We start from the raw sequence: 22,977 nt of genomic DNA, 5'->3' as shown, positions 1-22,977 counted from the left end.
CACTCACCATTTTGGCACGTAGATGCCGGTTAGGTGAGGAGGAGTCCATCCCATTGGTTACGCGCATGTGACCTTCTGGCAGCAGATTGGAGAAGAATGGCATCACTTTTGTTCTGACCGGCTTAAAGTCCGTCATTAGCCCGCCGAGACTGTCCTTGAAGCCAAGACTGAGAGTGGGGCGGTACTGGTCATCGATGTAGGATTGGTTAAAGGAGAAAAGAGTACGATCGTCTCCCACGCGGGTAAGTGTCCCGACCGGTTCGTCATAAAGCAGCACCTCGAGAACACTGACTTCAGACATTGCTGTCTTCCTCGTCCAGGCTGTAGGCCGGTTTGGATTTTTGGCCCTCACGTGACAGGCTGCCGATCACAGCGTTGACCGCAGAAGCCGTCTTACGTGGTACCAGGAGTAACTCCAGGTCGAGAACACGAGCCAGCTCAATAAGACTTGACAGTCTGAGATCGACCGCGCCGTTTTCAATTTTTGAGAGGTGGCTTTGCGGCACCCCGGCTTTCGCCGCCAGGCTGCGCTGCGATAACTTCTTGTCGATCCGGGCCTGCTTCAGGCTGCGGGCGATGTGTTCTGTGCTATAAGACATGATATGTATAAACAGATAATAGGTATTAGTAATATACAAAAACATATCATAAAGCCGGCTCAATAGCAAGGCGAAGTGATCTGTAATTATATATATCATGGTGGTTCGATCTGTTTATGCAGATCAAGGTGGAATGTTGCAGTCAGTAGCCCTTGGCGACTTGGTACGTAACCAGGTGGTCGCGCCTTCCGACAAACTTCCGACAACAGTCCTGCATTGTTGTGCATTTTCCTACATTTTTGGCAACGGACGCCGTTTTCAGGCCTATATAAATCAATAAGTTACAAACGCCTGGTGGGCTTTTAACCAATTGGTCGCTGGTTCGAATCCAGCACGACCCACCATATAAGGCTGAGAAATCAGCCACTTGAGAGGCTCCGCAAAGGGGCCTTTTTTGTGCCTGCTCCTCGGGCTGCGCTGACTCCGCAGCCCACCTTGTCCCTCGACTGTCACGACAGACCTGCCGATTGCCCGGCGCTGATGCGGGTCGCGGCGCCGAAGTTTCCTGCGCGTATCAGTTCACCGGAAATGGCGTCGATAACAAATACAGATCCATCGTAGAAAAAGTCTGCCACATAGCGATAGTTCTTACCGTTTTTCATATCTGCTGGAAGATATCTAAAGTTAGGCCCGCTTATATTCTTCTCTTTGATATCTGCTGCGAATCCATGGCTCGCATAGTAATCCAGAGCATAATGGGTAAAAAGCCTCAGTAGTTCTGACCTAGTGAGCTGCAACTCTGTATTTTTTTTGGCCTTTTCCGGGGAGATGGAATAGAAGGTCACGCTCTGAATTTCGTTATTGTTATGGGCAACTATTTGTGACTGTGGAAGTTTGGCACCTTCAACTATCTGATAAAACCTGACCAGCTTATGATTGGGTAAGCGCATGACTCGCTCGATGACAAATTCTCGACCCTCCAAGTTCCCCAGAAGCGGCGCCAGGCTACGTAAAACTTTCTGTAGAAAGGAATTGTAGTCGTTGCTTTCTCCGTCTGAGAAAAACCCCTCTGGCAACTTGCCTATACCCTCTCCGTGCAGGAAAACCTGCTCGCCTGAGCCGATGCCTCTCGAGTTTCTTTTGATCGACTCCAGGTCTAGTGGGTGGCTGTTGTTCCCGTGTGGCTGGCGGCTGCTTGTGTTTGAGGGGTTTGTGACAACGCCAAGGTCGCCGGTTTGTGGTGCTGATTCGTGCCCAATACCGATGTAGGTTGCCAAGGTGAGCACGCTGATGAGTCTTATCACGGGAATATCCTTTTTGTCGTACAATTACGTTTCGGCCATTTTTTCTTCTGGTGACTTGCCTTTTGCAGTCGATGACTTCGGATGTGTCCCGCCAGCCGCAGGCTCGTCGATCTTTGTCGTCGAGTGCAAGCCTGCAGTGTTTGATTTTGCGGTCCTTGTATGCTGCGGTACCTCTCCGGGGCAGTGGCAGCCAGCCGGCAGCCTCCGCGGCATGAAGCCCTGCCATCAAGGTAACCAAAGAGATTGTCGGGGAGACTCAGGCATTGCAGGCATACCGCAATTCCTTTAGATTCTGGCGCCAGCTCAAGGGAAGCCCCTTCACTGGCCATTGTGGCAACCCGCCTTTTCCGCGTGTCTGGATTTTCCTCGTATGCCACAATTGAAAAACCGTTTTGTCATTGTGCTACTTGCACTGCTCGGCGTGGGTTTTCTCCTGACCAGTGTGCTGAGCTACTTTGTGGCGGAGCACGCCATGGACGAGCGGATTGCCGGCGAGATACTGCCGCTGACCAGTGACAACGTCTATTCCGAGATCGAGCGCGACCTGCTGCGCTCGATTCTCATTTCCTCCCTGATGGCCACCGACACCTTTGTGCGCGACTGGGTCACGTCCAGAGAAAATGATGCCGATGCCATTGTCCGCTATCTGCACGAGATTCAGCGGGAATACGGCACGACCACGGCATTTTTTGTTTCCGAGGACACGCGCAATTACTATCACCCAAGGGGCATTCTCAAGCAAGTCGCTCCAGACGATCCCGCCGATGAGTGGTACTTCCGTGCGCGGGAAGTGAACAGCAACTACACGATTAATGTCGATCACGATACCGCCGATCGCACGCGTCTGAGCATTTTCGTCAACTACCGTGTCGTCGATAGCCGGGGACGCTTTCTGGGGCTGACCGGTATCGGGCTGGCGGTCGAACAGGTACTGGAACTTATCGAGTCCTACGAGCGGCGTTACAGCCGTCAAATCTACTTCGTGGATCGCAATGGCGCCGTCACCCTGGCGAGTGACGGGGAGGGAGCGCATCCCGACCTGCAGGAACGCCCCGGGCTTGCTCCGCTCGCAACGCGTATCCTGACCAGCCCCAGCGCGCAGCTGAATTACCGCAACGCCGACGGCGAAACGATCTTTCTCAATAGCCGCCTGGTGCCGGAGCTGGACTGGTACCTGATTGTCGCGCAGAGCAAAAATGAGGCCGAGGGGCAGTTGTTGCGGACTTTGGGCGTCAATATTGTCCTGGCCCTAGTTATCACCGGCCTGATTCTCGGCCTGATGTATGTCACGCTTAGTCGCTATCAGCGCCGTCTGGAGCAAATGGCGACCACCGACAAGTTGACCGGTGCGGCCAACCGGCACGTTTTCGAGATGCTGTTCAATCAGGTGGTCGGAAACGCACGCCGCCGCAAAGAGCCCGTGACCCTGATGTGCCTGGACCTGGATAATTTCAAGAGCATCAACGATCGCCTCGGCCACCAGGCCGGCGACGAGATCCTGCGTCAGTTCACGCGTGAGGTCAAAAGCATCATCCGCGACACCGACATGTTGTTTCGCTGGGGCGGCGACGAGTTCTTCCTGCTCATGGCCGGTTGCAGTACCCGGGAGGCCGCTGTGGTAGCCGAAAAAGTCCGCGCTGCGATCGGTGGGCGGGATGTTGTCATCAAGGGTGAAAGCATCCCGTTGACTGCCAGTATCGGCGTTACCGAAGTGACCCTGGCGGACACTATGGATTCTGCCGTCGGCCGAGCTGACCGGGCCATGTATCAGTCCAAGGAGGCCGGGCGGAATCGCGTTGCGATTCTCTAGAGCCAGTCGAGGCTATTCCTGACTGGGAGCAGCCCGGCCTGCGGCCGGGCATGGGGCCACTCAGCGCGGTTCATACCAGATGGGAGAGGTATAGGCGCGCTCCTGGATGCTTGCCGGCGCCTCGGGTGCCAGTGTGCTGCCGTAGTGAGCGGCGTCGATGGTGGTCCAGCGCGGTGTGGGGATCTCCAGTACCCGGACATAGTAGAAGGCCCGCTGGACGGGGTCGAAATCCGGGTCCTGCCAGGTCACGGCAAGTGCCGCGTCGCCAATGGTATTGCGATAGCTGGCGGTATCGACATCCACCGTGCTGCCGACAGCAGCCACGGAATTGTCCTCGATGCGCCGTTCATCCGATGCGGCGACGTTGTAGACTTTTTCCCGGGGTTCACCCTGGTCATCCACCCAGCCCTTGACCACCTGCAGGCGATCCAGGTTGGCCCCGAGCGGGTCCTTCATGGCCGCGATCAGGAAGGTAGGGGCGCTGTTGCCGGCATGGGCGGGCAGGTGTCCCCCCATGGGCACGCCCTGGCGATAGCCGTGGCTGGCCAGGTCCGGGCGCCAGGCATCCGCCTCGCTGAAGGACCAACCGCCGAAGAAGCGCACGCTGATGCGGGGGCCGGTGGTGGCATAGGTCTCCTTGCGGCGCATGGCGTCAAATAGGGCCTCGCGGGTGTTGTCGCGCGCCCAGATCGCGGCGTAGCCGGAGGCCATGGACTCCCAGTGGTGCAGTTGCACCAACGCGTTGGGGTCCTCGACCGGGAAATAGGCGCGGCTCCCGCGATCCGGGGCCGGCTCGGCGGAGGTCATCTTGCCGAAAAAGTTGTCCTCATCCGCCGTGGCCAGGCTGGTGTGGGAGTCGGTGCTGCCGATCATGCCGAAGGCATAGGGGTTGGCGCCGAGGGACTCGGCCATTGCCAGGCCATTGAGCAGGGCAGAGCGAGCGTACTCGTACTCCAGCATCCAGTCTTCCTTGACCGCGGTCAGGCCGAGGTTGGCCTTGTCCCAGGTCTCGAAGTCGGCGAATTCGTCATTGGGTGACAGCAGGGGGTGGGTCTCGCCGTCCCCCTTGATCTGGGTAACCTCAACGATGGGCTCCCAGCGTGCCCGGCGTTCGGCGTAGTCCCGGCTCATGGCCTTGCCGTCCAGGGTGGTCTCGGCAAACATCAGGCCGTTGCTGACGTTGCCGTTGTGGGGAATCGCCAGCACGCTGCCGCCGGTCTTGCTTTCGTAATCGGCGAGATAGTCCCACAGCTGCTCGGGGTCGCTGCCATCCATGGCGGAGAAGGGCAGGATCTGCAGCGTTTTCTCGGCGCCATCGCGAAACAGCACATTCCGGTGCAGGTTGTTGCCACCGGGCATGGAGGTCCACTCGTAGCCGATGAAGGCGGTGAACCGGCCCGGTTCGTTGAATTGCTCAGCGGCCTCGATGGCCTGGTGCCAGCTGGATTCGACCACGTCGGCGGGTACCTCGACGCTGGCGAGCCCCTGCAGGTATTCGCGCGTGATGACCGGGCTCTGGGCAAGCAGGGCCTCGTGATGTCGTTCCTCGATCATGCCGGAGGAGATCATCCCGAAATCCATCAGGATGCGTTCGGGGTGGCCGGCTTCCAGGTGCCCGATCCAGCGTCGCCCCAGCGGGGTGTCGACGATTTCGGGCGAGCGGGAGAAGACCCGGGGGAAGACACCCATGAACTCCGCGTGGTCGGATACCATCAGGAAGTCGAGAGGACGAGCCAGGCGTGCCGGCTGGCCGGTTTGTGAGCTGACTGTTTCGCCGCGGGCGAAGCGGTAGGCGTCCTCTGGCGTGATGCCCTGGTTGCCGAAGGTGAACGCATCCGGTGACTGGTTGGTATGCAGGTGGGTATCGCCCCAGAAGACGCGCGTGGGGTATGCGTCCCGGGTGGGCGGAGAGTAGTTGTCTGTCTGGGCCGTTGCCGGTTGTGCCAGAGCCAGCGGGAACAGCGCCAGGGCCAGGGGCCTCAGCAGATAATTGCGTATGCTCATCGATGTTATTTGATTCCTCGAACGCAGTGTTCTTATTTGCCGGATGGCGATCGGTACCCACCTGGCGACCGTGATGGAGAACCCCGTCACATTACCTCACGCTGTGCTGGTTCGTGTGCGGGAATTGAGGTAGTGTCGACGAATATTACAACCGAAGGGACGTCACCCTTCAAGCAGGACGCACTGTCCATGTCCACTGCCCGATCGCCACTCGCAGCCGATTCTTCCGTTGCCGGGTTCCGGTCCATTCCCGCGCGGCGGGCCCAGGCCAGACTGTCTCCCTGGCGGATATTTCTTGTCTACACTGCGCTCGCGGGCCTGTGGATCGCGTTTTCGGATACCGCCCTGACACAGCTGGTGGGAGACCCCGCCTTGCGGTCACAGCTGGGCCTGTACAAGGGCTTTGCCTTTGTGGCGGTCACCGCCCTGCTTCTCTATCTGCTGCTGCGCCGCTCCCGGGGGGTGATCGACCAGAGCTTTGAACAGTTGCGCCAGCAGCGCTGCGAGATCGAGCGCTTCAATCGGCTCTACCGGGCGTTCAGCGCTATCAATCACGAGGTGATGGTCGCAGAGACGCGGCAGGACATCTACACCAGTATCTGTGATGTGCTGGTCGAGCAGGGGGGCTTTCGCATGGCCTGGGTCGGCCTGCTCGACAGTGCCGGAGCGCGACTGCAGCCCGTGGCGTCGGCTGGGCAGGGCATCAAGGCCGTCATCAACGATCTCAAGCTGCGCGCCGAGGTCAGTGCCGGCAGTGTGGGCTGGGACCAGGTCATCGCCGCGGGGCAAGCGATGGTCTGCAACGACTTTTCCCGGAGTGACGACACGCGGCACTGGCGGGAACTGGCGGCACGACACCATCTGCGTTCGCGGGCGGCTCTGCCCCTGCGGGAGGCCAGCCGGGTGATCGGTGTCCTCAGTGTCTACGCGGACGAGAACGGATTTTTCCGCGATCGGGAGTTGGCCCTGCTGGAGGAGGTTGTGGTCGACGTTTCCTCGGCACTGGAAAAGTTTGCCCTGGAGGAGAAGCGCGGGCACGCCGAGGTATTGGCGCGTCGCGAGCTGGCTTTCTCCCAGGCGATGATCGACAGCATGCCCGGGATTGTCTATTTCTACGACGAGGGGGGGCACTTCCTGCGCTGGAACCGGAATTTCGAGACGGTGTCCGGCTACCGTGGCGAAGAGATTGCCCGCATGCACCCGCTGCAGTTCTTCGACGAGCCGGACCAGTCAGCAGTTGCAGAGCGTATCAACCGCGCACTCGTCGGTGGCGAGGCGTCGGTGGAGGCGGATTTTCTGTCGCGCGATGGCAGCAAGCGCCCCTACTACTTTACCGGGCGTGGCCTGGACTACGACGGGCAACGCTGCCTGGTTGGGGTCGGCGTCGACATCTCCGAGCGCAAGCAGGCGGAAGCTGCCCTGCGCGACTTGAATGACAGCCTGGAGTGTCGCGTGGCTGAGCGCACCGAGCAACTTGAGTCCGCCGTGCAACGTGCAGAGTCGGCAGACCGTCTGAAATCGGCCTTCCTTGCCACCATGTCGCACGAACTGCGCACCCCGCTGAATTCGATCATCGGCTTTACCGGTATCATCCTGCAGGAGCTGGCAGGGCCTCTCACCGAAGAGCAGGCCAAGCAGCTGGGGATGGTCCAGGGCAGTGCCCGTCACCTGCTCGAGTTGATCAACGATGTTCTCGACCTGTCGAAAATTGAGGCCGGTCAGCTCGACGTGCGTGCAGAGCCCTTCTCCCCGACGGAGTCTCTGCAGCGCGTCCTCGATTCTGTCACTCCTCAGCTCGAAAAAAAGGGCCTGGAGTTGGCAGTCGACGTCTCCAACGCGCTGCCCGGGATGCGCAGTGACCGGCGTCGCTTCGAACAGATTCTCCTCAACCTGGTCAACAATGCGATCAAATTCACGGATGCAGGTCGCGTCGCTGTGTCAGCGGAAAGACAGTCCGGCTACCTGCCGCCTGGCGGGGGAATCGCCTGCGAGGCCCTCCGTCTGACGGTGGCAGATACCGGTATTGGAATTCGCGTCGAGGACCAGGGCAAGCTGTTCCAGCCTTTTCATCAGCTGGATTCCGGTCTGACCCGCAAGCACGATGGCACCGGCCTGGGGCTGATGATCTGTCGGCGTCTGGCGGAGTTGATGGGTGGAGAGATACGTTTGCGCAGCGAATGGGGGCGCGGCAGTGAATTTACCGTGCTGTTGCCACTTGACGCACCGGAGCCCGTATGAGCCAGCGTATCCTGTTGATTGAAGACAATGAGCAGAACCGCTACCTCGCGACCTTCCTGCTTGAGAGGGCCGGCTATCAGGTGGTGTCGGCGGAGGACGGTGCCAAGGGGATTGCCCTGGCCAAGCAATTGTTACCGGACCTGATACTGCTGGATATTCAGCTGCCCACCATGGACGGTCACACCGTCGCCAGGGTTTTGCGGGAAGATGTCACTCTGCGCCATACGCCCGTGGTTGCGGTGACATCCTATGCCATGGCCGGAGATCGCGAACGCTGTCTGGCTGCGGGCTGCACGGGTTATATCGAGAAGCCCATCAATCCCGCCACCTTTATCCAGGAAATTGGCGCCTATGTTGCCGCGGACGCCAGCGATGGGGTTGAGCCATGAAGCGCATTCTTGTCGTCGACGATATCGAGGAAAACCTCTACTACCTGCAGGCGCTGCTGTCCGGCAATGGCCATGCGGTGGAGCTTGCCCACAATGGGGAGGAAGCCCTGCGCTGTGCCCGTCAGCAGCCCCCTGACCTGGTTGTCTCTGATCTGCTGATGCCGGTGATGGACGGCTATACGCTCCTGCGGCACTGGAAAGCCGATCGCCGGCTCCGGCATATCCCCTTTGTGGTTTACACCGCGACCTACACCGAGGCGGAGGACGAACAGCTCGCCCTGCGCCTGGGGGCCGACGCCTTTATCCTGAAGCCCATGGACCCGGTGGAATTCGTGCAGCGCCTCGGGCAGGTCGCGGCTCCCGGTGGCGATGAGCCAGATAGCGGGTCGGCGCAGCCAGATGACGATACCACGACGCTGTTGAAGAGCTATAACCAGGCACTGGTGCGCAAGCTGGAAGACAAGATGTTGCAGCTGGAAGCACTCAACCGCGAGCTGCAGGAGGATATCGCACGGCGCAAGCAGGCCGAGGACAAGCTGGAGCGCCTTGCCTTCTACGACCCACTCACCGGATTGCCCAACCGTCGCCTGATGGAGGACCGACTCGAGCACAGCCTGGCCTCCAGTGCCCGACAGCAGAGCTACGGTGCGCTGTTGTTCATCGACCTGGATCACTTCAAGGATCTCAATGACACTCGCGGACACAATGTGGGGGATCAGCTGCTGGTAGCGGTATCGCGTGAGGTGGTCGCCTGCATGCGGGAGGGTGACACCGTCGCGCGCTTCGGCGGCGACGAGTTTGTGGTGATCCTGGAGGATCTGGGCAGTGAGCTGGAGCTGGCCGCCGCCCGGTCGGAACGTGTGGGTGAAAAAATTCTGGAGGCCCTGGCGGGCGTCTCGCCGAAACTGGACCGGGAGTTCCGCACCACTGCCAGTATTGGCATCAGTCTGTTCCAGGGGCGAGAGGTCAGTGCCGAGGAACTGGTGCGCAGGGCAGATACGGCGATGTACCAGGCGAAGCGTGACGGTCGCAATACCCTGTATTTCTACGACCCCGACATGCAGGCTGCGCTGGAGGCGAGGCTCGAGCTGGAGCGCGGTCTGCGCCAGGCCCTGGATAGCAATGAGTTTGCGCTCTACTACCAGCCGCAGGTAGACGCGCGCGGCGCAGTGGTGGGGGCCGAGGCACTGCTGCGTTGGCAGTCGCCCGCGCGCGGGCAGGTACCCCCGGCAGAATTCATACCCCTGGCGGAAGCGACCGGTCTGATTGTGCCGATCGGCTTGTGGGTCATGCGGGCGGCGGTGGCTCAACTGAAGGCCTGGGAAAAGGACGCCTGGACCGCCAGGCTGGAGCTGGCGGTCAATGTCAGCCCGCAGCAGTTCTACGCCGACGATTTTGTTGAGCAGGTTTTGGGTATTGTCGGGGAGGGTGATATTGCGCCGGGCCGGCTCAAGCTCGAATTGACCGAGGGCCTGATCATGAACGATACCGATACCACCGTCGCTAAAATGCAGACGCTGCGCCGTGCCGGCTTGCGCTTTTCCATCGATGATTTTGGTACTGGCTACTCCTCACTGGCTTATCTCACTCGCTTGCCACTGGACCAGCTCAAGATCGACAAGTCCTTCGTCCACAACATGTCCCTGCGGCCGGAAAATGCCGTGATCGTCCAGACCATCATCGGCATGGCGCGCAATCTGAACATGCAGGTCATTGCCGAAGGGGTGGAAACGGCCGAGCAGCACGCGTTTCTGGCAGATCAGGGTTGTGGCCTTTTCCAGGGCTACTATTTCGGGCATCCGGTTCCGGTTGCGGACTTCCCGGCGCTATCCGCAGGGGTGGTCTCCCTATCCGGGTCGTCGTCTCCGGCCGAGGTGGCCTCGGCCCCGGACAGCCGCGCATGAAGCCGCGGGCGGTCAGCCCGCTAGGGCTGGCCATGCAGGATGGCGGCTTCGGGACGGGGCGCGGGAGCTGGCTGGTCGGTTTCCGAGAACACCACAAAGCAGTCTTTCCCCGCTGCCTTGGCCTGGTAGGTGGCCTGGTCGGCCATGCGCAGTAGCTGGTCGCCGTCGACTGGTACCTCGCCGGCAAAATAGGCGACGCCGAGGCTGGCACTGACGTGGGCATTGCCATTTTCCAGGGGAATCGGCTGGCGGATGCAATCCAGCACGCGGTGGAACACGGCTTCCGACTCGACGCGACGCAGCAAAAGCACAAACTCGTCGCCACCCAGGCGGGCCACGGTGTCCCCGGCGCGCAAGAGTTGCTTCAGCCGGCGCGCAATTTCGACCAGAACGGCGTCTCCCGCCTCGTGCCCCCAGCGATCGTTGACCGGCTTGAAGCCGTCCAGGTCGAGCATCACCACCGCCAGGCGTTCACCGCTGCGCTGGGCCTGGGCGATCGCCTGTTGCATGCGATCGGTCAGCAGGCGGCGATTGGGAATCCCGGTCAGGGGATCGAAGTGGGCAATGCGATCCAGCTCGGCCTCATGGGCCTTCTGGCGGGTGATGTCACTGAATACCGCGACATGGTGGGAGGGCCTGCCCCGGGTATCGCGGACTGTTGTCACCGTCAGGTCCGCGGGAAAGGCTTCGCCGGATTTTCGCGAGACCTCGACGTCGTGCCGCCAGTTGTCGTTACTGTCCAGGAATTCACTGACCTGGTCGATCAGGCCGGGCGACCCCGGCACTGCCAGGATCTGGTTGGGCAGTTTGTCTTGCAGGTCGGGCAGCGTGTACCCGGTCATGGCCTGAAAGGCGCGGTTCACGTGCAGGAAACGGTGGTGTTCGTCGGTGATGAAGATGGCATCGAGACTGGCCTCAAACACGCTGGCGGCCAGCCGCAGCTGCTCCCGGGCGTGGCGCAGTTCGGTAATGTCGTGAATGTAGCCGTGCCAGAGGGTGCTGCCGTCTGTCTGCCGCGCCGGTGAGGCACTGCCCTCCACCCAGATTTCCCCGCGGACGGGGTGATTGATGCGGTAGGTTTCGTGCCATAGCGACAGGGTGTCGGCGGAGTGCTGGATGGATGTGGCAATTCGCTCAAGATCATCCTGCGCAATCCGCGAAAAAACCACGGTGGCGTCTTCCTGAACTTCCTCGGGGGTGCAGCCGTAGATATCTTCGATACCGGGGGAGGCAAAGGGAAACTGGGAGCTGCCGTCGCTCAGCTGGTGGTATTGGTAGAGCGTGCCGGGGACATTGCGAGACAACTCCCGAAAGCGCTGCAGCCAGAGGTCCTGTTCTTCCCGCTCGCGGTGCTGGGCGCTCACATCCATATGCGTGCCGAACATCCACTCGGGACTGCCGTCGCTGGTGTGCGTCATCAGGCGCCCGCTGTCGCGGACCCACAGCCAGCGTCCATCCCGGTGTCGCATGCGGATGTCGACCAGATAGTGTTCGGAGTCGCCGCGGAAGTGCGCGCGCAGGGCTTGCTCGCTCACCTGGAAATCCTCGGGGTGGGTCAGTGCCTTCCAGGTTTCGATCGTCGCCGGCTGCAGCTCACTCAGATCGTAGCCAAGCATCTCGGCCCAGCGCTGGTTGATCACGATGGCACCGGTCTGCACATTCCATTCCCAGGTGCCCGCGTTGGTGCCGTCGATGATGCGCCGGTAGCGCGTGTTGAGCTCCTTCAACGTCCGCCGATTGGCGCGTTGTCTGCGCACATTGAGCATCAGGGTGGCGGGCAGCACGACCAGCGCGACCAGCAGGAGCAGGCTGGAGATTGTGGTCCAGCCGGGTAAGACAAAAAAATGATTCAGGGCGTCGGTGAGCATGGCCTGTCGCTGGTGTCTTAACCAAAGTTCAGGAATTCAGTCTACACCAGCGCTTTTCGGGTGTCGCCGACCTGGATCAAGGTTGTAACGTTCGCCGCAGGAAGTCCAGCTCGTCACCGACGACCCGCGTGAACCAGGGGTCGACATAGACATCGAAATGGCCGCAGTCGTAGCCGGCGCATTCGGAGTGGGGCGCCAGGGCCGCGGCTGCGCGGATGGTCTCCGGGCGGATGAAGGCATCGCGCTCGGCGATAGTGTAATGGATGGGGCACTGGATGCCGCCGGCATCGCGCCCGGGCTTGTAGCTGGCCAGCTGGAAGACAAAGCGCGCCGCGACCCGGTTGCGCCAGCGGGAGTCGGGTGGTGTCAGTCCAGCCATGCCCGCGGCCGCGCCGGGGGAGGTCATCGCCGCGAAATCCGCCGGGTCGCCGATGGCCTGGATATAACAGGGTCGCAGTCCCAGCAGGCCGTGCAGCGCATCGCGAATGGCACGTCCCAGCAGGCGCAGGGTCTTGATCAGCGGAACCGGTTGCTGTGGCTTGTCCGCCCAGCAGAAGGGCACCTGGGCGACCACGGCGGCGATGCGTGGATCGCGAGCGGCGGTGGCCTGGGCGTGGGCGCCGCCAAAGGAGGTGCCCCAGAGTGCCACCCGCTCGGGATCGACATCGGGCAGGTCGCGGACAGTAGCGATCGCCGCCTCCCAGTCCTGCAGTTGCCGCCCGACGTCGAGCAGCTGCCGCGGCTCGCCCTCGCTGTCGCCGAAATGGCGGTAGTCGAAAAGCAGTACGGCGAAACCTGCGCTGGCGAAGGCCTCGGCATAGGCGGTCAGGCGCTGGTCGCGCACGGCGGTAAAACCGTGGGCCATGACCACCGCCGGCAGCCGGTCAGTGCTCTCGCTTTCAGGGCGGTAGAGCCAGCCGGCACAGCGTATCCCCTGGCTCGGAAAGTCCAGGTCGCTGCGACTGACTGTGCTCATGCGGCGCGCTCCTGCGCGGGTTCGCCGGCTGGCAGATCTGCCGCGGGCTGCCCGTTTTTGCGCCGCTCGGCACCGGCTTCGATTTCCTTGTCCAGGCGCCCGACATAGTGGTCGAAGTGCAGCTGGATGGTATGCCGCGGGCTGGGGTAGTAGTCGCGCAGGTAGAAGGCTTCGTCATCGTCAATGATGGCCTGCATCTCTGCCGTCCCGGGTGGTGCATACTCGCCTTTGAGGTAGGGCGCCAGCAGTCGCGACTGTTGTTCGGCAAAGTTCACCAGGGTGGGCAGGGACTGTGCCAGGCCCATGTACACCAGGTTGGGCACACCGGGAATCAGCATGCGCTTGAACAGGCGCGGCGGCTGGTTCTGCTCGTTGGCCATGAACTCGGGCTGGTCGAAGAAGGGGAAGCTGATCTTGTAACCGGTACACCAGACGATCACATCGAACTCGCCGGAGCTGCCATCGGTAAAGTGTACCGTGTGGCCGTCCAGTCGATCGATGCCTGGCCGCGCCTTGATGTCCCCGGAGCCGGCGCGCTGCAGGAATTCGCCGGAGACTGTGCCGTGGGCCTCCCAGGGTTTGTACGTGGGCTGTGGCAGGCCGTAGTTCTTCGGGTCACCGATTTGTGACTTGACCACGCGGTTCATCAGGAAGTGCTGGATCCAGCGCGGGACCCAGGCCGGGAGCATGTTCTTGTCCCCGGGCTTGCCGTTGATGTACTTGGGGAACACCCAGACGCCGCGGCGCATGGAGATATGCAGTGTTTTCGCCATGAAGCGCATGGACAGCTCCGAGGCGATGTCCATGGCCGAGTTGCCCGAACCCACGACCAAAACTCGCTTGTCGCGCATGTCGATGGGGTCGAAGGGGGTGTTGTAGCTGTGGGCGTGGATCTGCTCCCCGGCGAAATCCCCGGGGTAGGCCGGCTCCGGCCAGCGCGGATCCCAGTGATGGCCATTGGCGACAATCAGCACCGGGTAGCTGCGCGTCTCGCCATCGCTGGTGGTGACGCTCCAGAGGCCATTGTCCTCGCGGTGGGCGCGCTCCACTCGGGTGTTGAAGGTGATGGTGTCGCGCAAGCCAAAGTGGTCGGTGTAGTCGTTCAGGTAGTCGAAGATCTCGCTGTGGTGCGGGTAATCCGGCCAGTCGTCCGGCACCGGGAATTCCTGCATGCCCATGCGGAACTTGGAGGTGTCGATGTGCAGGCTCTGATAACAGGCCGACATCCCGTTGGGATTCTTGTAGTACCAGTTGCCGCCTATATTGTCGGAGGCCTCGAAGCAGTCGTAGGGAATGCCGTGTTCCTTGAGGCGCTTGATGGTGGTGAGTCCACTGGGCCCGGCGCCGACCACGCAGCAAAGCGGAGCGGTCGGATTACTGGGGCGAAAACCCTGTTTCATGGTGTTGCCTCCGTGAGGTCTGCGAGAATTTGTGGGATATCGGGCTGCCCGGTGTGAGCGGTGATACCGCCGTCCACGGCGAGGTTCTGCCCCGTCAGATAGGAGGCTTCCTCGCTGGCCAGGAAGCAGATCACCGCGGCGATCTCTTCGGGGCGGCCCGCGCGGGCCATGGGGATTCGCGACACAAAGCCGTGGGTGATGCTGTCGGGCATGCCGCCCACCAGGGGCGTATCGATGTAGCCGGGGCTCACCGCGTTCACTCGCACGCCGTCCCGCGCGTAGTCGATGGCCATGGCCCGGGTCAGGTTGATGACCGCGGCCTTGGCGGTGTTGTAGGCGGTGAAGGCATAGTCCGCGCCCATCCCGGAGATGGAGGCGGTGTTGACGATGCAGCCGCGCCGCGCGACGAGGTGGGGCAGCGCGGCACGGGACGCGAGAAAGACGGCATCCAGGTCCACCGCCATGACTCGCCGCCACTCCTCGGGATCCAGTTCCCCGGCGCGGCCGAAGGAACCAATGCCGGCATTGTTGACCAGGATGTCGAGACCGCCGAAGTGCGTCAGGGCGGCTGCTACCGCGCCCTCCACCTCCTCGCGCAGGGCCATGTCGGCGCGGTGGGGGTGGACGGCAGCACCCAGCTCGGCTGCCAGGGATTCGAGGTTTTCCCGGTCGATATCCACCGCCAGGACGCGGACGCCCTCGCCCACCAGGCGGCGCGTGGTGGCGGCGCCGATGCCGCTGGCGGCGCCGGTAATCAGGGCAATCTTATTCTGCACTCGGGACTCCTTGGGCCTTTTGCACGGGGCGCTGCTGGATCGTCGGATCGGGTTGGCACTGGGCAATGAAGCGCTCCGCCGCTTGGCGGTAGTCAGTCAGTACCCCGGGTTGCGGGTTGGTCTGCAGGGCGCTGCGGAGACGGGGCAGTGCCTCTTGGGGTTGCTCCAGCAGGAAGCGCTGCAGCATCTGGGCGTGGCCACCCCGGTTGGCCGCTGCGCGGATGTAGGTGCCTGTGACCGCGGCGCCAAGGACAGCCTGGTTGATGCCGTAGTACAGGTCCAGGACCTGGCCCGCGGAAAAACCGCGGTCGATCAGCAGCGTCATCAGGTTCTCCAGGTACTGGGCCTCCTCGCTGCCGAAAACACCGCCCTGCATGATCTGGGAAATCAGTTCCGGCCAGTCCATGGCGGTGCGGTACAGGCCATCGGCGTGCTCCCGCAGGATGTCCTGCCAGGACTGGCCGCGATCCACGATAGGTGCTATCTGTCCCTTGCGCTCTGCCATCAGTCGCAGCAGGTGTTCGCGCCCTTCCACGTAGCCGTAGAGGGTGGCGACACCCACCTTGAGGCGTGCTGCCACCGAGGCCATGTCGAGCTCCTCCCGGGGGAGGGCACAGGCGGCCTCGACCACAGCCTCGAGAGTCAGCCGACGGGGCCGACCGGCGCTGCGGCGAGTCGCGCGCTTCGGTTGCAGATTTTGCGTCATGCCGGGCATATTATCGAATGAATTTCGGAAATCAAGTCCGAAATTCATCTGCCTGCGGGCGGGAGCCTGTTCCCGGAGTGGAGTACACTCGTTCCGGGATGTCGGCGGCGGCAGTGGCTTCCCTGCGTTGCCGGCATTAAGGTTTTTTAGCCAATGCTTTCAGGGTGTGCCATGTCAGAGCAGGAAGGCGATAAGGACACGCAGGGGCTCGCGCAACTCACCGCGCCCTTTCGCACGGTGGCCGGCGGGCTGTTGCCCGCCCTGCACGCGGTGCAGGATGCCTTGGGCTACCTGCCCGAGGCGACAACCGGCGTTCTCGCGGAGCAGTTCAATCTGTCGCGGGCCGAGGTGTACGGCGTGATGACTTTCTATCACCACTTCCGGCGTTCGCCACCGGGCCGACACCGGGTTCAGCTGTGCCGGGCGGAGTCCTGCCAGGCGGTCGGCGGGCGGGCGCTGGAGGCCCATGCGAAGCGTGTCCTGGAGATTGATTATCACCAGACCACTGCAGACGGTGCGGTCAGCCTGGAACCGGTCTACTGCCTGGGCAATTGTGCCTGTTCGCCGTCGGTGCGCGTGGGTGACGAGGTCTACGGCATGATGAATGTCGCTCGCCTGGATGCGCTCCTCGCTCGGCTGCGTGGCGATGCGGAGGCGGCGCCATGAGTGGTAATGCAACCCGGGTCTTCATTCCCGCAGATACCTCTGCCGTGGCACTCGGGGCGGACCGCACCGCAGGGCGCCTGGAGGCGCTCTGTGACGAACGCGGCCTGGCGGTGGAGCTGGTTCGTACCGGTTCCCGCGGCGCCTTCTGGCTCGAGCCCCTGCTGGAAGTGGAGCGGGATGGGCAGCGCATCGGCTACGGTCCGGTACAGCCCGAGGACCTGCCGGGTCTGCTCGACGCCGGTCTGTTGTCGGCCAGTGAGCAGGCCCTGGGCCACCTGGGGCCGGTGGAGGACCTGCCGTTTTTCCGCTGCCAGCAGCGCCTGACCTGTGCCCGTCTCGGCGTGGTCGACCCCGCCTCGGTGGACAGCTACCGGGAGCACGGTGGCCTGAGCGCCCTGGAGCGGGCCCTGGAAATGACACCCCAGGCCCTGGTGGACGAAGTAAAAACCTCCGGTCTGCGGGGTCGCGGTGGCGCCGCCTTCCCGGCGGGCATCAAGTGGCAGACGGTCCTGGATGCCCCCGCCGTAGACAAAACCATCGTCTGCAACGCCGATGAAGGCGACTCCGGCACCTATTCCGATCGCATGCTCATGGAGGGTGACCCCATGGCCCTGCTCGAGGGCATGCTCATCGCCGGTCTGGCGACCGGGGCGAGGCAGGGTTATATCTACCTGCGCGAAGAATACCCCCGCGCACGCGCCAGCCTCGAGCGGGCCATGGCCGCCCTGCGGGCTGCGGGTTGCCTGGGCAGCAACATCCTGGGCAGCGAACAGTGCTTCGACGTGGCACTGCGCATTGGCGCGGGGGCCTATATCTGCGGCGAGGAAACCGCCTTGCTGGAGAGCCTGGAGGGGCGCCGCGGCACGGTGCGACCCAAGCCACCGGTGCCGGCGATTGCCGGGTTGTTTGGTCAGCCTACCCTGGTGCACAACGTGATCAGCCTGGCCAGCGTACCGGCGATTATCAGTGCAGGCGGCGAGCATTACCGCGGCTATGGCGTGGAACGTTCCCGGGGCACGCTACCCTTCCAGCTGGCCGGCAACATTGCGCGGGCCGGGCTGGTGGAGCTGCCTTTTGGCCTGACCCTGCGGGAGCTGCTCTACGAGATCGGCGGTGGCTCCCGCAGCGGGCGCCCCCTGCGCGCCGTGCAGGTAGGCGGCCCTTTGGGTGCCTACCTGCCGGAAAGCCAGTGGGATACGCCGCTGGACTACGAGGCCTTTGCCGCGATTGGCGCCATGCTCGGCCACGGCGGTGTGGTAGCCTTCGATGACAGCGTCGACCTGTGCGAGCAGGCGCGCTTTGCCATGGCGTTCTGCGCTGCGGAGTCCTGTGGCAAGTGCACCCCCTGCCGGATTGGCAGCACACGCGGCGTGGAGATCATCGACCGGCTGGCGGCAGGTGCCGATGCAGAGGGTGACCGACACTTGCTGGAGGACCTGTGCGAGACGATGCGCGACGGGTCGCTGTGTGCGCTGGGCGGCATGACGCCGGCGCCGGTGCTCAGTGCCCTGCGCCACTTTCCCGGGGATTTTCAGCGCCCGTGCGGCACGCCCGGTCAGAGCGAGTCGCGGCATGATATTGCCCCCGGCCCGCAAATCATCCCGTCGACGGAGGCAGGCTGATGCTGGAGTACTACGACCCCCACGGAAACGACAAGGATGCAGCGGGCGTCACCCCGACGCCAGACCTGGGCACGCCGCCGCCACTACCGGCATACCATCCGGGCTTTTCGGATCTCGCACAGGTCAGCCTGAGTATCGACGGTCAGGCGGTCACGGTGCCCGCCGGCACCTCGGTGATGCGTGCCGCCGCCCTGGCCGGTATCCAGCTACCGCGGCTGTGCGCGACGGATGCCCTGGAGGCCTTCGGTTCCTGCCGCTTGTGCCTGGTGGAAATCGCCGGGCGCAAGGGCTACCCGGCTTCCTGTACCACCCCCGTCGAGCCGGGCATGCAGGTGGCCACCCAGACCGATCACCTGGCCCGCCTGCGTCGCAACGTCATGGAGTTGTACATCTCCGATCACCCGCTGGACTGCCTGACCTGCGCAGCCAACGGCAACTGCGAGCTGCAGAACATGGCCGGCGCCGTGGGGCTGCGGGAACAGCGCTACGGCAGCGAGGGACGCAACCACCTGGCGGCGGAAAAGGATACATCCAACCCCTACTTTACCTTTGACCCGGCCAAGTGCATCGTCTGCTCCCGCTGTGTGCGCGCCTGCGAGGAAGTGCAGGGTACTTTCGCCCTGACCCTTGCTGGCCGCGGCTTTGATTCGGTGGTGGCAGCGGGGGCGGGTGACGCCTTCATGGATTCCGACTGTGTATCCTGCGGTGCCTGCGTCCAGCACTGTCCTACCGCCACGTTGATGGAGAACAGCGTGATCGCCCGCGGGCAGCCGCAACACAGCGTGGTCACCACCTGCGCCTACTGCGGGGTGGGCTGCGCCTTCGAGGCCCAGTTGCAGGGCGATCGCGTGGTCAACATGCTGCCCCACAAGGCCGGTGGGGCCAACCGCGGGCACAGTTGTGTCAAGGGGCGCTTTGCTTTCGGCTACACCACCCATCCCGACCGCATCACCACACCGATGATCCGCGAATCCATCGACCAGCCCTGGCGGGCGGTTGGCTGGGAGGAAGCAGTGGGTTTTGCCGCCGCGCGCCTGCGCGCGATCCAGCAGCACCACGGTGTCGGGAGCATCGGCGCCATCACCTCGTCACGTTGTACCAATGAGGAGACCTACCTGGTGCAGAAGATGGTGCGGGTGGCTTTCGGCAACAACAACGTGGATACCTGCGCCCGCGTCTGCCATTCACCCACCGGCTACGGCCTGAAACAGACCCTGGGTACCTCCGCCGGCACCCAGAACTTCGATTCGGTGGAACAGGCCGACGTGATACTGGTGATCGGCGCCAATCCCACCGACGCCCATCCGGTATTCGGCTCGCGCCTGAAACGCCGCCTGCGTCAGGGTGCGCGCCTGATCGTGGTCGATCCGCGACGGATTGACCTGGTGCGCTCCCCCCACGTCGACGCGGATTTCCACCTGCCCCTGCGGCCCGGCAGCAACGTGGCCTTTATCAATGCCATGGCCCATGTGATCGTCAGCGAGGGGCTGGAGGCGGCAGAGTTTATTCGCGAGCGCTGTGATCTCGAGTCCTTTAACGACTGGCTGGCGTTTATCCGCGACCCCGCCAATGCCCCGGAGTCTGTCGCGGAGGCGACCGGGATCGAACCCGAGACCCTGCGTGCCGCCGCCCGCCTGTATGCGACCGGTGGCAACGCGGCCATCTATTACGGCCTCGGCGTGACCGAACACAGCCAGGGTTCGAGCATGGTGATGGGTATCGCCAACCTGGCCATGCTCACTGGCAACCTGGGTCGCGAGGGCGTCGGCGTGAATCCCCTGCGCGGGCAGAACAACGTGCAGGGCTCCTGTGACATGGGGTCTTTTCCCCATGAACTGCCCGGCTACCAGGCGATCACCGATGACGCCGTGCGCGAGCGCTTTGGTCGCGCCTGGGGTGTGACGCTCGATCCCGAGCCCGGTCACCGCATCCCCAACATGTTCGATGCGGCGCTGGCTGGCACCTTCCGGGGCCTCTACTGCCAGGGGGAGGACCTGGCACAGTCGGATCCCAACACCCAGCATGTCGAAGCCGCCCTGCGCAGCCTCGACTGCCTGATCGTGCAGGACATCTTCCTCAACGAGACCGCCCGTTTCGCCCACGTATTCCTGCCCGGCGCCACCTTCCTGGAGAAGGATGGCACCTTTACCAATGCCGAGCGGCGCATATCGCCCGTGCGCCGGGTGATGGCGCCACTCTCCGGCAAGGCCGACTGGGAGGCCACGCTGGCTCTCTGTGAAGCCCTGGGTCACCCCATGCCCTACCGGCACCCCGCTGAGGTCCTGGATGAGGTCGCCGCCCTGACACCGACATTCCGGGGTGTGAGCTGGGCCCGGCTGCAGCGCGAGGGCTCCCTGCAGTGGCCCTGCAACGAGGCTGCTCCCGAGGGGACACCGGTGATGCACCGGGACGGCTTCGTGCGCGGCAAGGGCCTGTTTGTGATTACCGAGTACGTGCCGACAACCGAGAAAGTCACCCGGCGTTTCCCGCTGTTGCTGACCACGGGGCGCATCCTCTCCCAGTACAATGTCGGCGCCCAGACCCGGCGCACCGCCAACAGCGACTGGCACCCGGAAGACCTGCTGGAAATCCACCCCCACGACGCCCGGGAGCGGGGCATCGCGGAGGGCGATCGGGTCGCTCTGCAAAGCCGGGTGGGGGAAACCACCCTGCGGGCGCAGATCAGCGAGCGGGTGCAGCCGGGGGTTGTCTACACCACCTTCCACCACCCGGTGACCGGCGCCAATGTCATTACCACCGAGAACTCGGACTGGGCCACCAACTGTCCCGAGTACAAGGTGACGGCCGTGCAGGTCAGGCTCAGCGCGGGCCCGTCCGCCTGGCAGCAGGCGCGGGAGCACTTTGCCCGGCATCAGTCCGGGCTGGTGGAGGCGCTGTCGGATGGCGGGTGAACGGCAGGGCAGCTCGACATTGCCGGGACGCGATCCGTGTGAAGGTCTGAGTCTCGCCAGGGTCGAAGTATGGCAGGACGGCGCGAGCACGGTAGCGGGAGACCAGCTGGCTGCGGAGCAGCCCGTGGCACTGTTCTACCGCTGTGTCGCCCACGCCGTGATGATGCTGACGCCCGGTGACCTGGAGGACTTTGCCTTCGGCTTCAGCCTGTCAGAGGGAATCATCGACCGTCCAGAGCAGCTCTATGATATTGAGGTGCGCGAGGCGCAGGGTGGTCTGGAGCTGCGCATGGACCTGGACTCTGCCTGTTTGGCGCGCTTGCAGCAGCGACGGCGCCAGGTGGTGGGGGCATCCGGCTGTGGCCTGTGTGGGTTGGAAACGCTGGCCGCAGTGACTGCCGAGTTGCCAGTCCTGCCACGGAGGAGGGCGTTATCCCATTCAGCCCTGCAGCGTTCTCTTCCTGGCTTTGAGGCGCACCAGGCGCTGGGGGCGCTGACTGGCGGTATGCACGCCGCCGCCTGGTGCGATCTCCAGGGCGCTGTGCAGGTTCTGCGCGAGGACGTCGGGCGGCACAATGCCTTCGACAAGCTGATCGGCGCCCTCGCGCGAGAGCCGAAGAGAACCGGCTTTGCCCTGCTGTCGAGTCGGGCCAGCTATGAGCTGGTGCAAAAAGCCTTGCGGGCGGATATCGAGATCCTGGTCACCCTGTCCGCCGCCACCTCCCTGGCGGTAGAGCTGGCCGAGCGCTGCGGCCTCACCCTGGTGGGTTTTACCCGCCCGGGGCGTCACGTCATCTACAGCCATCCGGAGCGGCTGTGCCCTACTGAGTGCGGCCCAGGCGAAGTCCCACCAGCATAGCCACCAGCACCACTGCAGCGGGCCAGTAGAGAGAGCCCGTCGCAGCCACCACGGGACCGGGACACAGGCCCGTCAGGCCCCAGCCGAGCCCGAACAGCACGCTGCCCACAATCAGGGGACGGTCGATGCGGCGCTTCGGGCTGTCGTCCAGTCCGCAGGCCCGCGCCCGGCGTCCGGCCAGTTGCACGCCGATCCAGGACAGGGCGATCGCACCGGCCATGACCAGGGCCAGGGAAGGATCCCAGGCGCCGGTGAGGTCGAGAAAGCCGAGCACCTTGACCGGGTTGACCATGCCGGAAACGATCAGGCCGGCCCCAAACAGCAGGCCGGCGGCGAGAGAGCTGAGTATCGATCTCACAGCGGCAGCCCTCCGGTAATTGAACGCCATACGGCCACGGTCAGGAAGCCCGCGGTCATGAAACTGAGCACGGCGACCAGGGACCGCGGCGAGAGGCGTGCCAGGCCGCAGACACCATGGCCGCTGGTGCAGCCATTGGCCATGCGGGTGCCGTAGCCGATCAGGAAGCCGCCGGCCAGCAGGCGCAGCAGGTCGGGCCAGCTGAAAGTCGGGGCCACCAGCGCCGCAGGCTGCAAGGCTGGCACCAGGGGCCACAGCAGCAGCGGGGCCAGCAGCAGACCGGCCACAAAGGCCCAGCGCCAGGGCTCACGCCCCTCGTGATGGAGCAGGTTGCCGAGGATGCCGCTGATGCCGGCAATCCGGCCGTTGGCAAGCAGCAGCAGGCTGGCGGCAAGACCAATCAGGGCACCGCCGGCGAGTGCGTGCCAGGGGGTAAACTGCGACCAGGCGATTTCCATGGGACGATGTCTCCAGCCAGTAGAAGGTGGCGCGCCCGGAAACGATTGCGGCGCGATCGGGAAAACACCGATATTGTTGGGTTAGTTGTGCATTTTCTCAAGTACCAGTGGGAGAGGCCGGTCGACTGCCAGCGGCGCATCGCCCGGGAACTTCTCGCTGCTACCGCGGTCCTGCAGATCGCGTTTTA

19 protein-coding genes are annotated in these 22,977 nt (G+C 63.4%); 8 read left to right on the top strand and 11 right to left on the bottom strand.

Translation table 11 applies throughout. The features are described 5' to 3' along the window. The 3 genes from ACYVGS_RS09085 to ACYVGS_RS09075 all read right to left on the bottom strand — a co-directional run. Positions 1-301, bottom strand: a 301-nt coding sequence (locus tag ACYVGS_RS09085; RefSeq protein ID WP_460588364.1) for a HipA N-terminal domain-containing protein, incomplete at its 3' end; no start/stop codon positions are given. Further along, on the bottom strand, positions 294-644 hold the full coding sequence (locus ACYVGS_RS09080; RefSeq protein WP_460588363.1) for a helix-turn-helix domain-containing protein: 351 nt from the start codon (positions 642-644) through the stop codon (positions 294-296). The genes ACYVGS_RS09080 and ACYVGS_RS09085, both read right to left, overlap by 8 nt. A gap of 404 nt (positions 645-1,048) precedes the next feature. Beyond that, positions 1,049-1,843, bottom strand: a complete 795-nt coding sequence (locus ACYVGS_RS09075) for a hypothetical protein (protein WP_460588362.1) — start codon at positions 1,841-1,843, stop codon at positions 1,049-1,051. Positions 1,844-2,213: 370 nt separating this feature from the next. Here ACYVGS_RS09075 and ACYVGS_RS09070 point away from each other — a divergent pair, with 370 nt between their 5' ends. Next, a complete protein-coding gene (locus ACYVGS_RS09070; RefSeq protein WP_460588361.1) occupies positions 2,214-3,653 on the top strand; it encodes a sensor domain-containing diguanylate cyclase in 1,440 nt (479 codons plus the stop codon). Positions 3,654-3,713: 60 nt separating this feature from the next. Here ACYVGS_RS09070 and ACYVGS_RS09065 read toward each other — a convergent pair whose 3' ends face one another. Then, entirely contained in the window at positions 3,714-5,657 is a 1,944-nt protein-coding gene (locus ACYVGS_RS09065) for a DUF3604 domain-containing protein (protein ID WP_460588360.1), read from the bottom strand. Between the two features lie 189 nt (positions 5,658-5,846). On the opposite strand from ACYVGS_RS09065, the gene ACYVGS_RS09060 reads away from it, so the two are divergent. Genes ACYVGS_RS09060 through ACYVGS_RS09050 form a run of 3 tightly spaced genes read left to right on the top strand, consistent with a single transcriptional unit; the run spans position 5,847 to position 10,188 of the window. Further along, on the top strand, positions 5,847-7,895 hold the full coding sequence (locus ACYVGS_RS09060) for a sensor histidine kinase (protein ID WP_460588359.1): 2,049 nt from the start codon (positions 5,847-5,849) through the stop codon (positions 7,893-7,895). Beyond that, complete coding sequence (locus ACYVGS_RS09055; RefSeq protein WP_460588358.1) at positions 7,892-8,284, top strand: response regulator; 393 nt, start codon at positions 7,892-7,894, stop codon at positions 8,282-8,284. Before ACYVGS_RS09060 ends, ACYVGS_RS09055 begins: the two co-directional genes overlap by 4 nt. After that, the gene (locus tag ACYVGS_RS09050) at positions 8,281-10,188 is read left to right on the top strand and encodes a two-component system response regulator (protein WP_460588357.1); all 1,908 of its coding nucleotides are present in this window, start codon (positions 8,281-8,283) and stop codon (positions 10,186-10,188) included. Before ACYVGS_RS09055 ends, ACYVGS_RS09050 begins: the two co-directional genes overlap by 4 nt. A gap of 20 nt (positions 10,189-10,208) precedes the next feature. On the opposite strand, the gene ACYVGS_RS09045 is transcribed toward ACYVGS_RS09050, so the two are convergent. The 5 genes from ACYVGS_RS09045 to ACYVGS_RS09025 all read right to left on the bottom strand — a co-directional run bounded on the left by ACYVGS_RS09045 (position 10,209) and on the right by ACYVGS_RS09025 (position 15,914). After that, on the bottom strand, positions 10,209-12,056 hold the full coding sequence (locus ACYVGS_RS09045; RefSeq protein WP_460588355.1) for a sensor domain-containing protein: 1,848 nt from the start codon (positions 12,054-12,056) through the stop codon (positions 10,209-10,211). 76 nt (positions 12,057-12,132) lie between these two features. Beyond that, on the bottom strand, positions 12,133-13,032 hold the full coding sequence (locus tag ACYVGS_RS09040; protein WP_460588354.1) for an alpha/beta hydrolase: 900 nt from the start codon (positions 13,030-13,032) through the stop codon (positions 12,133-12,135). Continuing rightward, positions 13,029-14,432, bottom strand: coding sequence for a flavin-containing monooxygenase (locus tag ACYVGS_RS09035; protein WP_460588353.1), 1,404 nt, complete (start codon positions 14,430-14,432; stop codon positions 13,029-13,031). Before ACYVGS_RS09035 ends, ACYVGS_RS09040 begins: the two co-directional genes overlap by 4 nt. Further along, positions 14,429-15,208, bottom strand: a complete 780-nt coding sequence (gene budC / locus ACYVGS_RS09030) for an SDR family NAD(P)-dependent oxidoreductase (protein WP_460588351.1) — start codon at positions 15,206-15,208, stop codon at positions 14,429-14,431. The genes ACYVGS_RS09035 and budC overlap by 4 nt, the downstream gene beginning before the upstream one ends. Continuing rightward, positions 15,198-15,914 carry a TetR/AcrR family transcriptional regulator gene (locus ACYVGS_RS09025; protein ID WP_460588350.1) on the bottom strand — a complete coding sequence of 239 codons (717 nt, stop codon included), beginning with the start codon at positions 15,912-15,914 and terminating at the stop codon, positions 15,198-15,200. Before ACYVGS_RS09025 ends, budC begins: the two co-directional genes overlap by 11 nt. Before the next feature lie 171 nt (positions 15,915-16,085). Between ACYVGS_RS09025 and ACYVGS_RS09020 the strand changes: the two genes are divergently transcribed. The 4 genes from ACYVGS_RS09020 to fdhD are packed head-to-tail and all read left to right on the top strand — an operon-like array spanning position 16,086 to position 21,973. Then, positions 16,086-16,580 (top strand): thioredoxin domain-containing protein, encoded by a 495-nt coding sequence (locus tag ACYVGS_RS09020; RefSeq protein WP_460588349.1) that lies wholly within the window; start codon positions 16,086-16,088, stop codon positions 16,578-16,580. After that, complete coding sequence (locus ACYVGS_RS09015) at positions 16,577-18,202, top strand: formate dehydrogenase beta subunit (protein WP_460588348.1); 1,626 nt, start codon at positions 16,577-16,579, stop codon at positions 18,200-18,202. Before ACYVGS_RS09020 ends, ACYVGS_RS09015 begins: the two co-directional genes overlap by 4 nt. Then, on the top strand, positions 18,202-21,114 hold the full coding sequence (fdhF, locus tag ACYVGS_RS09010; protein WP_460588347.1) for a formate dehydrogenase subunit alpha: 2,913 nt from the start codon (positions 18,202-18,204) through the stop codon (positions 21,112-21,114). The genes ACYVGS_RS09015 and fdhF overlap by 1 nt, the downstream gene beginning before the upstream one ends. Then, a complete protein-coding gene (fdhD, locus tag ACYVGS_RS09005) occupies positions 21,104-21,973 on the top strand; it encodes a formate dehydrogenase accessory sulfurtransferase FdhD (RefSeq protein WP_460588346.1) in 870 nt (289 codons plus the stop codon). Before fdhF ends, fdhD begins: the two co-directional genes overlap by 11 nt. On the opposite strand, the gene ACYVGS_RS09000 is transcribed toward fdhD, so the two are convergent. After that, positions 21,936-22,331, bottom strand: coding sequence for a DUF6691 family protein (locus tag ACYVGS_RS09000; RefSeq protein ID WP_460588345.1), 396 nt, complete (start codon positions 22,329-22,331; stop codon positions 21,936-21,938). The two genes, fdhD and ACYVGS_RS09000, sit on opposite strands and share 38 nt — an antisense overlap. Continuing rightward, positions 22,328-22,846, bottom strand: coding sequence for a YeeE/YedE family protein (locus tag ACYVGS_RS08995; protein ID WP_460588365.1), 519 nt, complete (start codon positions 22,844-22,846; stop codon positions 22,328-22,330). Before ACYVGS_RS08995 ends, ACYVGS_RS09000 begins: the two co-directional genes overlap by 4 nt. Positions 22,847-22,977: the final 131 nt, after the last annotated feature.

Source organism: Haliea atlantica, from assembly GCF_054779855.1.
This window is presented reverse-complemented; position numbering and strand designations above follow the sequence as displayed.

What these genes read in the sequence shown, in the direction of transcription:
- ACYVGS_RS09080 (WP_460588363.1), bottom strand. Translation starts at nt 644, where the DNA reads ATGTTTTTGTATATTACTAATACCTATTATCTGTTTATACATATCATG.
- ACYVGS_RS09070 (WP_460588361.1), top strand. Translation starts at nt 2,214, where the DNA reads ATGCCACAATTGAAAAACCGTTTTGTCATTGTGCTACTTGCACTGCTC.
- ACYVGS_RS09065 (WP_460588360.1), bottom strand. Translation starts at nt 5,657, where the DNA reads ATGAGCATACGCAATTATCTGCTGAGGCCCCTGGCCCTGGCGCTGTTC.
- ACYVGS_RS09060 (WP_460588359.1), top strand. Translation starts at nt 5,847, where the DNA reads ATGTCCACTGCCCGATCGCCACTCGCAGCCGATTCTTCCGTTGCCGGG.
- ACYVGS_RS09055 (WP_460588358.1), top strand. Translation starts at nt 7,892, where the DNA reads ATGAGCCAGCGTATCCTGTTGATTGAAGACAATGAGCAGAACCGCTAC.
- ACYVGS_RS09050 (WP_460588357.1), top strand. Translation starts at nt 8,281, where the DNA reads ATGAAGCGCATTCTTGTCGTCGACGATATCGAGGAAAACCTCTACTAC.
- ACYVGS_RS09045 (WP_460588355.1), bottom strand. Translation starts at nt 12,056, where the DNA reads ATGCTCACCGACGCCCTGAATCATTTTTTTGTCTTACCCGGCTGGACC.
- ACYVGS_RS09040 (WP_460588354.1), bottom strand. Translation starts at nt 13,032, where the DNA reads ATGAGCACAGTCAGTCGCAGCGACCTGGACTTTCCGAGCCAGGGGATA.
- ACYVGS_RS09035 (WP_460588353.1), bottom strand. Translation starts at nt 14,432, where the DNA reads ATGAAACAGGGTTTTCGCCCCAGTAATCCGACCGCTCCGCTTTGCTGC.
- ACYVGS_RS09025 (WP_460588350.1), bottom strand. Translation starts at nt 15,914, where the DNA reads ATGACGCAAAATCTGCAACCGAAGCGCGCGACTCGCCGCAGCGCCGGT.
- ACYVGS_RS09020 (WP_460588349.1), top strand. Translation starts at nt 16,086, where the DNA reads ATGTCAGAGCAGGAAGGCGATAAGGACACGCAGGGGCTCGCGCAACTC.
- ACYVGS_RS09015 (WP_460588348.1), top strand. Translation starts at nt 16,577, where the DNA reads ATGAGTGGTAATGCAACCCGGGTCTTCATTCCCGCAGATACCTCTGCC.
- fdhF (WP_460588347.1), top strand. Translation starts at nt 18,202, where the DNA reads ATGCTGGAGTACTACGACCCCCACGGAAACGACAAGGATGCAGCGGGC.
- fdhD (WP_460588346.1), top strand. Translation starts at nt 21,104, where the DNA reads ATGGCGGGTGAACGGCAGGGCAGCTCGACATTGCCGGGACGCGATCCG.